The 13,071-nt window shown below is 67.5% G+C and carries 14 protein-coding genes; 8 read left to right on the forward strand and 6 right to left on the reverse strand.

Annotated elements, in window-relative coordinates:
* Nucleotides 1-71: 71 nt before the first annotated feature.
* The gene (rsmI, locus tag SLQ33_RS14710; protein WP_319454598.1) at nt 72-908 is read right to left on the reverse strand and encodes a 16S rRNA (cytidine(1402)-2'-O)-methyltransferase; all 837 of its coding nucleotides are present in this window, start codon (nt 906-908) and stop codon (nt 72-74) included.
* Nucleotides 909-1,001: 93 nt separating this feature from the next.
* Between rsmI and SLQ33_RS14715 the strand changes: the two genes are divergently transcribed.
* Both SLQ33_RS14715 and SLQ33_RS14720 read left to right on the forward strand, forming a co-directional pair.
* Nucleotides 1,002-2,477, forward strand: coding sequence for a dolichyl-phosphate-mannose--protein mannosyltransferase (locus tag SLQ33_RS14715; protein ID WP_319454746.1), 1,476 nt, complete (start codon nt 1,002-1,004; stop codon nt 2,475-2,477).
* Between the two features lie 267 nt (nt 2,478-2,744).
* A complete protein-coding gene (locus SLQ33_RS14720; protein WP_319454599.1) occupies nt 2,745-4,370 on the forward strand; it encodes a cellulase family glycosylhydrolase in 1,626 nt (541 codons plus the stop codon).
* 53 nt (nt 4,371-4,423) lie between these two features.
* Here SLQ33_RS14720 and arcA read toward each other — a convergent pair whose 3' ends face one another.
* Nucleotides 4,424-5,629: an arginine deiminase gene (arcA, locus tag SLQ33_RS14725; RefSeq protein ID WP_319454600.1), complete on the reverse strand. Its 1,206-nt coding sequence runs from the start codon at nt 5,627-5,629 to the stop codon at nt 4,424-4,426.
* A gap of 46 nt (nt 5,630-5,675) precedes the next feature.
* Here arcA and soxR point away from each other — a divergent pair, with 46 nt between their 5' ends.
* On the forward strand, nt 5,676-6,107 hold the full coding sequence (gene soxR / locus SLQ33_RS14730) for a redox-sensitive transcriptional activator SoxR (RefSeq protein WP_319454601.1): 432 nt from the start codon (nt 5,676-5,678) through the stop codon (nt 6,105-6,107).
* A gap of 30 nt (nt 6,108-6,137) precedes the next feature.
* Entirely contained in the window at nt 6,138-6,734 is a 597-nt protein-coding gene (locus tag SLQ33_RS14735) for an alpha-ketoglutarate-dependent dioxygenase AlkB (RefSeq protein ID WP_319454602.1), read from the forward strand.
* Here the strand turns inward: SLQ33_RS14735 and SLQ33_RS14740 are convergent.
* Complete coding sequence (locus tag SLQ33_RS14740) at nt 6,731-7,399, reverse strand: DUF5642 family protein (protein ID WP_319454603.1); 669 nt, start codon at nt 7,397-7,399, stop codon at nt 6,731-6,733. The two genes, SLQ33_RS14735 and SLQ33_RS14740, sit on opposite strands and share 4 nt — an antisense overlap.
* A gap of 10 nt (nt 7,400-7,409) precedes the next feature.
* Entirely contained in the window at nt 7,410-8,063 is a 654-nt protein-coding gene (locus SLQ33_RS14745; RefSeq protein WP_319454604.1) for a DUF5642 family protein, read from the reverse strand.
* A gap of 84 nt (nt 8,064-8,147) precedes the next feature.
* Between SLQ33_RS14745 and SLQ33_RS14750 the strand changes: the two genes are divergently transcribed.
* The 4 genes from SLQ33_RS14750 (at nt 8,148) to SLQ33_RS14765 (ending at nt 11,211) form a co-directional block, all read left to right on the forward strand.
* A complete protein-coding gene (locus SLQ33_RS14750; RefSeq protein WP_319454605.1) occupies nt 8,148-9,119 on the forward strand; it encodes a linear amide C-N hydrolase in 972 nt (323 codons plus the stop codon).
* 77 nt (nt 9,120-9,196) lie between these two features.
* Nucleotides 9,197-9,910: an LpqN/LpqT family lipoprotein gene (locus SLQ33_RS14755; protein ID WP_319454606.1), complete on the forward strand. Its 714-nt coding sequence runs from the start codon at nt 9,197-9,199 to the stop codon at nt 9,908-9,910.
* Nucleotides 9,907-10,302 carry a hypothetical protein gene (locus SLQ33_RS14760; protein WP_319454607.1) on the forward strand — a complete coding sequence of 132 codons (396 nt, stop codon included), beginning with the start codon at nt 9,907-9,909 and terminating at the stop codon, nt 10,300-10,302. Before SLQ33_RS14755 ends, SLQ33_RS14760 begins: the two co-directional genes overlap by 4 nt.
* A gap of 3 nt (nt 10,303-10,305) precedes the next feature.
* Nucleotides 10,306-11,211 carry a hypothetical protein gene (locus SLQ33_RS14765; protein WP_319454608.1) on the forward strand — a complete coding sequence of 302 codons (906 nt, stop codon included), beginning with the start codon at nt 10,306-10,308 and terminating at the stop codon, nt 11,209-11,211.
* Between the two features lie 3 nt (nt 11,212-11,214).
* Here SLQ33_RS14765 and SLQ33_RS14770 read toward each other — a convergent pair whose 3' ends face one another.
* Together SLQ33_RS14770 and SLQ33_RS14775 are read right to left on the reverse strand one after the other, a co-directional pair.
* The gene (locus tag SLQ33_RS14770; protein ID WP_319454609.1) at nt 11,215-12,036 is read right to left on the reverse strand and encodes a shikimate 5-dehydrogenase; all 822 of its coding nucleotides are present in this window, start codon (nt 12,034-12,036) and stop codon (nt 11,215-11,217) included.
* Nucleotides 12,033-13,031 (reverse strand): GNAT family N-acetyltransferase, encoded by a 999-nt coding sequence (locus SLQ33_RS14775; protein ID WP_319454610.1) that lies wholly within the window; start codon nt 13,029-13,031, stop codon nt 12,033-12,035. The genes SLQ33_RS14770 and SLQ33_RS14775 overlap by 4 nt, the downstream gene beginning before the upstream one ends.
* Between the last annotated feature and the right edge of the window lie 40 nt (nt 13,032-13,071).

A 13,071-nucleotide genomic window follows, 5' to 3' on the forward strand; every position in this document is an offset into this window, starting at 1 on the left:
CTCCTCAAAGTGCCAACACTGAAACGCGTCGACGGCATCCGTGATCACCGACACTCCACCGCGCGGAGTCGTCAATCCCTGGCGCGTAGCACCGCGTCGTACAGCTCGCGCCGTGACGGAGCGCCGGGGTTGGCCGCCACCACGTCCGCGCACGCGTCCTTGACCCGCATGCCGTCGTCGACGAGATAGGCCACCTCGGCGACCAGGGTGGCGAGATCGGCCTTCGGCTGGGCGCCCGCCAGCACGACGGTGAGCTCGCCGAGTACGCCGTCGGCCGCCCACTCCGCGAGTTCGGCGAGCGAGCCGCGTTTGACCTCTTCGTGGGTCTTGGTCAGTTCGCGGCACACCACCGCACGCCGGTCGGGCCCGAGGGTGTCGACGGCGTCGCGCAGGCAGTCCGCCAGCCGACGCGGCGACTCGAAGAACACACACGTCCGTTGCTCACCGGCCAAGCCCGACAGCCAGCCCACCCGCGCGGAGTGCTTGCGCGGGGCGAAACCCTCGAAGCAGAACCGGTCCGACGGCAGGCCCGACACCGCCAGCGCCGTCGTCACCGCCGAAGGGCCCGGCAGGCAACTCACCGTCAACCCGGCCTCGGCGCACGCCGCCACCAGCCGATAGCCCGGGTCGCTGATCAGCGGCATACCCGCGTCGCTGACGACGAGCACCGTGGCACCGCCGGCGACGTCGTCGACCAGCGCGGGCACGCGCGTCGCCTCGTTCTGGTCGAAGAAACTGACGATGCGCCCAGCTGGTCGAACGCCGAGCGTCTGGGCCAACGTCCGCACGCGTCGGGTGTCCTCCGCAGCGATCACGTCGGCGCTGCCCAACGCCTCGATCAGCCGAGCCGAGGCGTCCGAGGGCTGGCCGAGCGGCGTGGCGGCCAGCAGCAGTCGACCAGGTGTCACACCGCACAGCCTACGATCGCCGGTGTGACCGCTCCGCCGCTCGACGAGATCGCACACGAGCGCACGGTCCCCGTGATCAGCCCCGCGCCGCTCATGCCGGTGCCGGACTTCGGGCCGATGGACCGCCTGCAGGGCTGGGTGATGACGGCCGTGATCACCGCACTCGCGGCGCTGACCCGGTTCCTGAACCTCGGCTCGCCGACCGACGCGCGCACGCCGATATTCGACGAGAAGCACTACGCGCCGCAGGCGTGGCAGATGCTGGGCAACCACGGCGTCGAGGACAACCCCGGCTACGGGCTGGTGGTGCACCCGCCGGTCGGCAAGTTCCTCATGGCCACCGGCGAGGCGATATTCGGCTACAACGGCGTCGGCTGGCGGTTCTCCGGTGCGGTGTGCGGCGTGATCATCGTGCTGCTGGTGGCGCGGATCGTCCGGCGGATCACCCGCTCGACGCTGATCGGCGGGATCGCCGGCCTGCTGATCATCGCCGACGGCGTCAGCTTCGTCTCGGCGCGCACCGCGCTGCTGGACGTCTACCTGGTGGTTTTCGTGGTCGCCGCGTTCGGTGCACTGATCGTCGACCGCGACGAGATGCGCGAGCGGATGCACGTGGCGCTGCTCGAGGGCCGCATCGGCCAGACGCCGTGGGGACCTCGACTCGGGGTGCGGTGGTGGAGGTTCGGCGCCGGGGTGCTGCTGGGGCTGGCTTTCGCTACCAAGTGGTCCGGTTTGTACTTCATCCTGTTCTTCGGGGCCATGACGTTGGCGTTCGACGTCGCAGCCCGTCGGCAGTACCGGGTGCCGCGCCCGTGGGTGGGGACGCTGCGCCGCGACTTCGGGCCGACGCTCTACGCGTTGGGGCTCATTCCGCTGGCGGTGTACCTCGGCTCGTACGCGCCGTGGTTCGCCTCGGAAACCGCCATCAACCGCCACGAGGAGGGCCGCTCGATCGGCGAGGGCGGGTTGCTCCCCGACGCGATTCGGTCGTTGTGGCACTACACCTATGGGGTTTTCGAGTTCCACTCGAAGCTGACGAACGCGGCGGGCAACCACCATCCGTGGGAGTCGAAGCCGTGGACGTGGCCGATGTCGCTGCGCCCGGTGTTGTATGCGATCGACCAGGACAACATCGCGGGTTGCGGTGCACAGTCGTGCGTGAAGGCCGTGATGCTGGTCGGGACGCCTGCGATGTGGTTCATCGCGGTGCCGGTGCTTGGCTGGGCGCTGTGGCGGGCGCTCGTGAAGCGCGACTGGCGCTACGCGGTGGCGCTGACGGGGTACGGCGCGGGTTTCCTGCCATGGTTCGCCGACATCGACCGGCAGATGTACTTCTTCTACGCCGCGCCGATGGCGCCGTTCCTGGTGATGATGATTGCGCTGATACTCGGTGACGTCCTCTACGCGCCGCGACAGAACGCCGAGAGACAGACACTTGGACTACTCGTGGTGTGTTTCTACGTGGCGCTCGTGCTGACGAACTTCGCGTGGCTGTACCCGGTGCTGACGGGTCTGCCGATCTCGCAGTCGACGTGGCAGATGCAAATCTGGTTGCCTAGCTGGCGTTGATTTCGCTCCTGATGGGGCGGCGGGCTCCCAGGTTCGCTCCAATTTTGCATTTCACCCGCGTATCGACTCCATTGCTGGGTGCGACGGATCACGCGCATCTGCAAGCGAGGCAGATGATTCGAAGACTCGGTATTCGTTGCCATCGAATTTTGCAGAGCAATTGACGGTGGGGAAATTCCTGGGATCTTGCTTAGCTCAGCAATTTTCGAGGTGCGCTGCTCATATGTTGATTCCAATTTGCTGGCATTCAACAGAATTGAGCGCGTCATGTATGGAGTCTCAGCTCGATCGGTCGCCATCAGATTCGTCATCGCGACGGCTGCGTCTGCCACCGTCTGCGCTTACTGCTCCAGTCTGGGGACGCCGCCCCCACGGCTAGTCTCGGCCGAGATCGTCGACACCGCGGCGATCACGTCGTCCCCGTCGACCATCGGCATCGCCGACTCGGCGCTGTATGGCGAGTCGGCGGCCGACATCGACACCACGCTGAACACCCTTCAGTCGCTCGGCGTCCAGAACATCCGGATCTTCGTTCCCTGGGGCTTGGTCGAACCCCTGCAGGGCACCTACGACTGGTCCTACATCGACGCGGTCGTCGACGCCGCCGCCGCGCGCAACATGGGCGTGATGGCCGAGATCAACGGAACGCCTACCTGGGCCTCCACGACAACCGGACTGTTCCCGGGCAGCGGCACCCCCAACGCCAGCGACTTCGCCAGCTTCGCATCCACGGTCGCCACCCGCTACGGCAACGACATCTCGGCCTACGAGATCTGGAACGAACCGAACTCAGTCGAGTTCTCCGACCCGATCGACCCGGCGTCGTACACCGCACTGTTGAAGGCCGCCTACCCGGCGATCAAGGCGGCCAATCCCAACGCGACGGTCGTCGCCGGCGCGGTGGGCAGCGTCATCAGCTTCGGGAACGTGACGTTGGATCCCGTCACGTTCGTGCAGGACATGTTCGCCGACGGCGCCCAGGGGTACTTCGACGCACTGTCCTTCCACCCGTATCAGGAGACGCTCGAGTTATCACAGGGCGCTGGCGTGCCCAATTCGCCCCTGACCCAACTCAATGCAATCGAACAGCTGCTGATCGCCAACGGTGATGCCAGCGACAAGGTCTGGATCAGCGAGTACGGGCTGCCGACCTCCGACGTCAGCCAACAGACGCAGGCGACCTTCATCCAGAACCTCATCGACACGTGGCAGACCCTTTCCTACGCCGGGCCGGTCTTCATCTACACCGCGCAGGACACCGATAGCGCGAGCACCAACCCCAACGACACCTATGGCATCTACGAGTCGGATTGGACGCCGAAGCTCGCCGCCGCGGTGATCCAGCAGGAGATCGCCAAGTATGCGAACACCAACCCGCTGGCGGTGCTCGCTCAGCAGATCGCCAATGCGTTCGCAACGGCCGTGTCCAGCGTCGCGCAGACGTTGGGCCAGCAGATCGCCGCCGCGCTCGTCCAGGCGATCGCGAATGCCCTTGCCTCCCTGGGCACTACGACGCCCGCCGCCACGCCCGCGGTGACCACGAAGACCGCCATGACGCTCACGGCAGCCAAGGCCGGCCCGCCCGTGGCAGCGACGTCGGACGCCACGGCAGCGGATTCCAGCACCACGTCGAAGGACGCCACGGCCAAGCCGAAGCTCGCGAAGCTGATGAAGTTCAAGGCCGGAACCGAGCCCGCGGCCGCGTCGAAGCCCTCCGCTTCCACGGCATCCAGCGACGCGCCGAAGTCCGGCGACACGTCGACGTCCGGCGACAAGACCAACCACGACGCGAAGCCACGTCACGACCATCAAGGACACGCAGACGCCGACCGGGATACCGGCCACGGCGCGGCGGAACGTGGTCAATCACTTCGACTGCATCCAGGGTCGTGATCTCAACGGATCAACAACCCTCGGCGCAGTCAAAGCGCTACCCCATTGCGGTGCTAGAGCGGGTCGCGGGCGGCGGGGCACGACATGCAGCGTGGCCCACCTCGGCCAGTGCCTAGCTCCGACGCCGAAATCGCCAACACTTCAATTCCCGAATCCTCCAGCCGCGCATTGGTTTCCACGTTGCGTTCGTACGCCACCACCACACCGGGCGCCAGCGCCAAGGTGTTGTTGCCGTCGTCCCACTGCTCGCGTTCGGCGGTGACGGGATCGAGTCCGGTGTCGATGACCCGCAGCTTCTCGATACCCATCGCGTCGGCCGCCGCGTCGACGAACGGCGCCGCCCGATCGATTTTGACGCCGCTTCCGGTGCGGTGAATGGTGAACGCAGTCAACGAGTGCACGATGTTCGGATACATCACGACCGCATCGGTGTCGACCATCGTGCAGACCGTGTCCAGGTGCATCTGCGCCCGCTCCTGAGCTATCGGCACGGCCAATACGGTGTGCGCCAGGTCGTCGTCGAACAGGCTGCGCGCCAACGCTTCCGCGCCCGCCGGCGTGGTCCGCTCCCCCACGCCGACCGCGACGACACCCGGCCCGAGCAGCAACACGTCACCACCCTCGACGGGCGCCGACCGCGATTCGTAGGCCCGCCGCACCCCAAGGAATCGCGGGTGGTGGGCATAGATCAGGTCGGTCAGCGACGTCTCGCGCACCCGTGCTTGCAATGCGAGCGACGTGATGGCCACCCGAGGGCCGATCCAGAACGAGGAGTCGCGGGTGAACAGCAGATTGGGCAATGGGTCGATGACGAAGTCGCCGCCGTGGTGCATCCGGCGCACCAGCGACAGTTCGTCCTCGTCGAAGGGCAACTCGTTGAACGTCATGCCTGCCATCAGGACACCGGCCAGCGGAGCGGCCTCTAGCGTCCGCAGATAGACCGAGAGCTCTTGCGCCAGCGGCAACCCCAGCCTCCGCGAGTCGACGGCGGCCGAGATGCCATGCATGCGCGCGGCGCCGCTGGCCAGTGCCTCGGTCAACAGGTCGCCGAGCAACAACACCTCGACCTCACGCGACCGCAACAGGTCGGCGAATGCGTCGTGTTCCTGTTGCGCCCGGGCTACCCAGGGCAGCCCATCGAACAGCAGCGTGTCGTTGTTGCGCGGCGTCAGCCGCTGCAGTTCGGCCCCTGGTCGGTGCAGGATCACGACACGCAGCCGCCCCACCTCGGAGTTGGCGCCCAGCACCGGATCTGTCATACCTAGCACCGTATCGTCCGGAGGCACCTCAACTATTGTTCAGGTCATGGAGCTATCGGAGCTGACTCCCGGCGAGATGTCCCATCGCAGCGGGGTGGCGGTGTCGGCACTGCACTTCTACGAGCGCGAAGGGCTCATCGTCAGCAGGCGCACCAGCGGCAACCAACGGCGCTACGCCAGGGAGACGCTACGACGGGTGGCGTTCATCCGGATGTCGCAGCGGTTGGGCATTCCGTTGGCACGCATCCGCGATGCGCTGTCCACACTGCCCACCAATCGCGTTCCCACTAGCAAGGACTGGGCCAGACTGTCGGCAGGTTGGCGTTCCGACCTCGACGAACGCATCGTGCACCTGCAGCGGCTTCGCGACAATCTGGCGGGCTGCATCGGGTGCGGTTGCCTGAGCCTGAAGCTATGCGCACTGTCCAATCCTGCAGACGTGCTCGCCGCTGCGGGCCCCGGCGCGGCCAAGCTCTGAATTCGAATGTATGTGCGATAGCATGTCGGGGTGTCCTTGGCGGTTCAGGGGTCGCTCTTCGACCATGCCGAACGCCGCAACCTCGGTGACGGCGCCTGGTTGGACGTGCGGTCGGGCTGGTTGACGGGCGCGGAGGACGCGTACGACGAGCTGCTGGAGACCATCCCGTGGCGCGCCGAACGCCGCCAGATGTACGACCGCGTGCTCGACGTCCCGCGCCTCGTCAGCTTCCACGACCTCGGCACCGAGCCGGCGCCGCATCCAATGATCGCCCGGCTTCGCGTGCGGCTCAACGACATCTACGCACGCGAACTGGGCGAGCCGTTCACCACCGCAGGCCTCTGTCTCTACCGCGACGGCCACGACAGCGTCGCGTGGCACGGCGACACCATCGGCCGCAGCAGCACCGAGGACACCATGGTCGCCATCGTCAGCCTCGGCGCCAGGCGCGTGTTCGCGCTCCGTCCGCGCTCCGGCGGACGGTCGCTGCGCTTGCCGCAGGGCCACGGCGACCTGCTGGTGATGGGCGGATCGTGTCAACGCACCTGGGAGCACGCCGTGCCCAAGACGGCCAGGCCGATGGGCCCGAGGATCAGCATCCAGTTCCGCCCGAAGGACGTTCGCTAAGAGCCGCGGACGTCGTTCACGGCCGCCGCCAGCAGGTCGCGCGCCCGCTTGGTGTCCACCTGCTGGACGGGAGCGTTCGGCACCACCAGTGGGTTCGCGGTGACGATCACCAGATACGACCCGAAGCTCGCGACGTAGTTGTAGAGCTCGCCGCTGGCCGGCTTGCCGTCGACCATCGTCTGCACGAAGCGGTGGGTGCCCAGAGTCTTCGCCCCGTCGATCGAAGGCGATTCCGTCACCTCGACCAGACCACGCGCGCCCGGCCCCGCGAAGGCGACCTTCTGGCAGTCCGGACCCGGATCGGGGAAGGGCACCTGCTCCGACGTCTCGACGGCGATCGCGATGAACCGGTTGCCCGCACCCTCCGCCGTCACCGCGGACATGTTTCCCTTCAGCCCAGCCGGCAGCGCCAAGCCCGTCGCGGCCTTTCCGCAGTCCGGCGGGTCGAACGTCACGCCCTGCGGCAGCGGCTGCGAAGCAAGCAATCGCGGGTCGATCCCCGTCGGCGCCACGGTGCTCACCTTGAACTCGGGGCCGAAGCTCGTCTTCACGTCCACCAGCCGGGAGATGTCGCCCTGGACCGTCGGCGTGGTTGGGCCGGCGCACCCCGCGACGACGAGGGCACACGCCGTGACAGCCAGACTGGCCAACGAAGTCCTCGACATCGCCGCCAATCTACCCGCCCCGCACGGCCGACACGGCCTTGGCGAGCAACGCCGCGGCGAAGTCGGGCCCAAGCGCGGGGTCCGGCGAGCCGGGATCGGTCACGACCGTCACATAGGCGACGTGGCCGCTCAGGTATGCGCTGAAGGTGGCTGCCCGCGAATGGGTTTCGGTGCCGCCTTCGACGACTGTGGTGGCGTCGGTGACCATCCCGACCGTCGCGGCCCCCTCGATGACCGGCGCGGCGACAGCGGTGACCAGGCCACTGGTGTGACCTGCCGACACGGTCCACACGCCGCACTCGTCGACGAGCGCGGAATCCAGTCCCCCGGCTGACTCGACGACGACGGCGTAGACGATCCCTCCCGGCCCCGACGCCGACCACCCGTGCACCGGCGCATCGCCGGGCACCAGGTCGGCCAGCGCACCACACTGCGGAGGATCGGCCGACCACTGCGGCCCGAACCCCCAGAACGCCAGCGGCGACGCACGCCCGGCGAGGTCGGCGACCTCGTACCCCGCGGGCAGTTCGGTGCGCAGCCGCATGATGTTCACGGGGGTGACGGCATCGGACGCGGTGGCCGTCGACGACCAACCGGTGGGCGCCGAGGACTGGCCGCACGCCGCGCACAGCGCCAGCGCGACGCAGGACGCGAACACGCGCACGGAACCTTGGTACCACAGCTACGCTGACGGCTCCGGCCGCGACGACGAGACACGCCGACTCGGACGCGAGGAGAGCAGCGACAGATGTGTACCCGAGTTCTGTGGAATACCAACGACTTCGCAGTGTTGACGGGCCGGAGCATGGACTGGCCGGAATCCACCGAGCCGCTCATCGTCGCGTTCCCGCGCGGCCACCAGCGTGACGGCGGACTATTGCTGACCGAGGTGGTGGTGCCGGACAACCCGCTGCGCTGGACCAGCCGTTACGGCAGCCTGGTGACGACGGTTTACGGCCTTGGCACCGTCGATGGGCTCAACGAGCGGGGCCTCGGCGTGCACGCGCTGTATCTGAAGTCCACCGACGTCGGACCCCGCAACGCCGACCTTCCCGGCATCCACACCGGGCTGTGGGCGCAGTATCTGCTCGACCAGGCGGCGACGGTCGCCGAAGCGCTGGCGTTGATGGACGGCGTCCAGTTGGTGATGATCGGCGCCAAGGGATTCGACGCCACGCTGCACCTGGCCATCGAGGACGCCGGTGGTGACAGCGCAATCCTCGAGCTGGCGGCGGGCAAGCTCGTCGTGCACCACGGCCGCCAGTTCACGCTGATGACCAACGACCCGACCTATGACGAACAGCTCCAACTGCTGGCGTCGCAGGACTTCTCGCTTCCCAGCAGCTCAATGCCGTTGCCGGGGAACGTGAATCCGGTGGACCGGTTCCAGCGAGCGGCGTACTACTCGGCACTGTTGCCGAAACCGGTCAGCGAGCGTCAGGCGGTGGCCAGCGTGATGGCCATCATGCGCAACGTGTCGGTCCCGTTCGGCGCGCCCTACGGCGAGTTCGGCGTGTACGACACCGAGTACCGCACGGTCTGCGACCTGACCAACCAGGTGTACTTCTTCGAGCTCACGACCAGCCCCAGCACGATCTGGGTGGAGCTCTCCGGGCTCGACTTCTCCGACGGCGGGCAGGCTCAGGCGATCGACCCGTACGACGAGTCGCTCGCCGGCAACGTCACCGGGCGATTTGCCGCCAGGCAGCTAGGCTTCTGACGTCGCCGACCATTCACGTGCACTTTTCCTTTGCCGACCGTAGGCTCATGCCTGCATTTCCCGAGACAGGAGACTCCATGAAGACGCCCTTGAAGGCTTGCGGAACCGCCCTCGCCGTTGTCGCGCTGGGCATTGCCCTTGCGGGCTGCGGGTCCGACTCGAAGACCGAGGCCACCACCTCGAAGTCGTCCAGCAGTGCGTCGAGCTCAAGCAAGACCAGCGAGTCGAAGGCGCCGAGCAAGACCGAGGCGCCCGCGGGCACGAACAAGACGATCGCCGACTACGTCAAGGACGCCGGCCTGACCGAGACCCCCGTGAAGCGTGGCGATCCCGGCTCACCGACCATCGACCTGCCGTTCCCGGCGGGCTGGGAGGACGCCGGGCCGAACGCTCCCGAGTGGGCCTACGGCGCGATCGTGAACACCGACCCGGCATTCGCCAGCGACCCCCCGACGATCATCGCCATCGTTTCGAAGCTGACCGGACCCGTCGACGCGGCCAAGGTCCTCGAGTTCGCCCCGGGTGAGCTCAAGAACCTTCCTGGCTTCGACTCCATGGGCGGCGACGGCGAAGCCAGCACGTTGGGTGGGTTCGACGCGTTCCAGTTCGGCGGTACCTACGTCAAGGACGGCGCCAAGCGGATGATCGCCCAGAAGACGGTCGTGATTCCCGCCAAGGACGGCGACGGCGTCTTCGTGCTGCAGCTCAACGCCGACGGCACCGAGGACCAGATGACTCCGTTGATGGACGCCACGAGCGAGATCGACGAGAAGACGACGATCACGCCATGACCTCGGTCCCCCAACCGAGCCCAAACGAACCGGCTCCCCCGCAACGCGGTCAGACCGTCGAGGAACGTGGCCGCGACGTCAGCGCGGCACAGGCCGAAGCCGAGGCCGAGACGTCGACGGTCAAGAAGTACCTGCACGCCATGAGCCCGAAGTACGTCTGGTCCATGGCGGAGGGCTATCCCGTCGTGCTCAAGCAGTTCATCCAGTTCTGCCTGATCCTCATCTACCCGGCTTGGGTGTTCGCCATCCTCGCGGGTGCGGCCGTACACGCCCTGTTCTACGTGACGGCGTATCCGGTGCTGTGGCTGCTGTTTTGGCCGGTGCGGGCGTACCAGAAGAAGAACAATCCCGAGGAGTACGCCGCCAACCGGGCAAAGTACAAGAAGACGTAGCCCGTGGGCCTGTTCAACCGCTCCGGCGCCACACGGGTGTCCGTGACGCCAGACGTCGTGCGGCCCCGCCAGACGGTCACCGCAACGGTGACGACGGACAAGCCGCTCGACAAGGTCACCTCGGCGCGGCTCGAATGGGGCTACGACAACTTCTACCGCTACCACTGGGCGGGTCGGGCCGACTCCGCCGCAGCGGCCGCCAATGACACGCTATGGACGGCGGGCCAGGTCGGCACCAACTACGGCGGCGAGCGCGACACCGATGACTGGGTGTGCGCCAGCCGCGTCGACGTGCCCATCGGCGCAAGCGAATTCACTGGCACGTCATCCACTTTCACCGTGCCCTCCTGGGCAGCCGGGTCCTCCCCCGAAGTGGCCCGGTGGGCGTGTCGGCTCGTCATCGAACGCGGTGGACGCGACGTCGACGAGCGCGGCGAGTTCCGGGTCGTCATCGGCACCGCCGACGTCGACGCGATCGAGGAGCCGATGGAACGCTACATGGGCGACGCCGACACCCAGCTCGACATCGTGATGCCGTCGCCCGTGTGGCAGGCCGGTGAGCCCATCACCGGGCACCTCGTGGTTCGGCCGCAGCAGGACCTGCCGACCGCCGACATCGCCGTCTACTGGCAACGTCAACGCGAGCATCACCCGTTGGAGCGCTACCCCGCGCAGGCCAGCGAACTCGACGGACCGCCGCTCTACCTGGGCAAGAAGGTCCCGATGCAGGGCGGCGCCGAGTTCGGACTGCCGTTCGAACTGCCGCTCCCGGCGGACGCTGCACCCACCGCGACGGCCGTGCACTCCTCAGTGTCGTGGTTCGTGGGAGCGCGAATCTTCTACTCCGGCTTCACGAGCCATCAGCTCGAACGGGTGCGCCGCCCGATCGTCGTCGTCAACGCGCCCTGACGGTCACGCCCGGGAGATCGCCGACGCCTCCGCCACCTGTTCGGGCGTTGGCCGCACCCCGGTGTACCGCTCGAACTGCTCGGCCGCCTGCAATGCGATCACCTCGGCACCGGTGATGACGTCGACGCCCGCCGCGCGCGCCGCGGTGATCAACGGCGTCTCCGACGGCAGTGCGACGACGTCGAAGACGGTGTGCGCCTTGGCAATCGTCGAGTCGTCGAACGCGGGCTCGGAGGCCTCGGGCGCACCGGCCATGCCGATGGGCGTGACGTTGACGATGACCGACGCGGTGCGGTCGCCCACCTCGGCGGCGTAGTCGTAACCGAGCCGCTCGGCCAGCGCGCGGCCCGCGGCGCCATTGCGGGCGACGACGATCCCCGTGCCGAATCCGTGGTCGCGGAACGCCGCGCCCACGGCGCTGGCCATGCCCCCGCTGCCCCGAATCAGCACGGTCCCAGTCGAATCCAGTCGGTGTTCGTCGATGAGCCGCTGCACGGCCAGGTAGTCGGTGTTCGACGCGGTGAGCTGCCCGTCGTCGTTGACGATAGTGTTCACCGAATGGATGACCCGCGCCGACGCTTCGACGTCGTCGACCAGCGCGATGACGTCCTCCTTGAACGGCATCGACACCGAGCAACCGCGGATGCCGAGGGCACGCACGCCCCCGATCGCCGCGACGATGTCGGTGGTGGTGAACGCCTTGTAGACGAAGTCGAGGCCCAGCTGGTCGTAGAGGTGGTTGTGGAACCGGGTGCCGATGTTGCTCGGGCGCGCCGCAAGCGAGATGCACAGCCGGGTGTCCTTGTTGAGCGGGGGGCGCGTCACCCGAACGCTCGCATCACTTGCCTTGCCAAGGAACGTATTTGGCGATATGTCGCGGGCGAGATCGTCAGTTCGCGAAGCGTGGGCACGTCGATGCTCGTCGTCACCACCCCTTGGTCGTCGCGGTGCCACTCGGCGCCGTATCGGTCGAGAATCACTCGCATCGGGTAATTGTCCGACAGCACGCGGGCCGTGAACCGCTGCACCCCGTCGCTGCGCGCCGCGACCGACAACGCGTCCATCAAGAACGTCCCGACACCCCGGCCTTGATAGTCGTCGCCGACGATGAACGCGACCTCGGCGACGGACGGGTCTGCTTCGTCGCGGACGAACCGAGCGTCGGCCACCACGGACCCGTCGGGACCGTCGGTGACGACCCAGACGAAGTGGTCGACGTAGTCGACTTCGAACAGGTACGTCATCAGCGAACGCGTGGGGCTGCGGGTGGTCTGGAAACGCCGGTAGAACGTGTCACTCGAGAATTGGACCGGCCCGCGGACGACGCGCGCGTTGTCGCCGGGAAGCACGGGGCGCAGGTACAGGACGGTGTCGTCGCGCATGGTGACCGGGATCGGGGTGAGGTAGCTTGCCAGCCGCTGGCGTGCCGTGCGCAGCAGCTTGGCCTCCATGCAGGGCACGTCGAGCATCGACGCGAACGCCTCACGCCCGCCAACCCAGCCGTCGAGTTGGTCGCGGGCCGTCACCGTCGCGTTGCGGGTGGTGTCGCGCAGCAGCGCCATCTCGCCGACGATGAGGCCGGGCCCGACTTCGACGGCGACGTTCTCGCCGTCGGAGCCCGCATGGGTGATCGCGGCGTGCCCCGAGCCGATGAGTAGAAACGACACCGCATGCTCACCCTGGCGCATCAATACCTGCCCCGGGGCGGCGCTCACGGGACGCAACTCTTGAGCCAGCGGCCCGAGCGACTCCTTCGGGCAGCTGGCGAAGAACTCCAGGCCGGCCAGGTCCTCGACGCTGACGGCGGCGGATCCCACCACGACCCGAGGCTACGGCGTGGCCGCGGTGGCAGGCAACGAC

This window comes from Mycobacterium sp. RTGN6, from assembly GCF_033804605.1.
In the GTDB taxonomy this organism is placed as follows: Bacteria; Actinomycetota; Actinomycetes; order Mycobacteriales; family Mycobacteriaceae; genus Mycobacterium.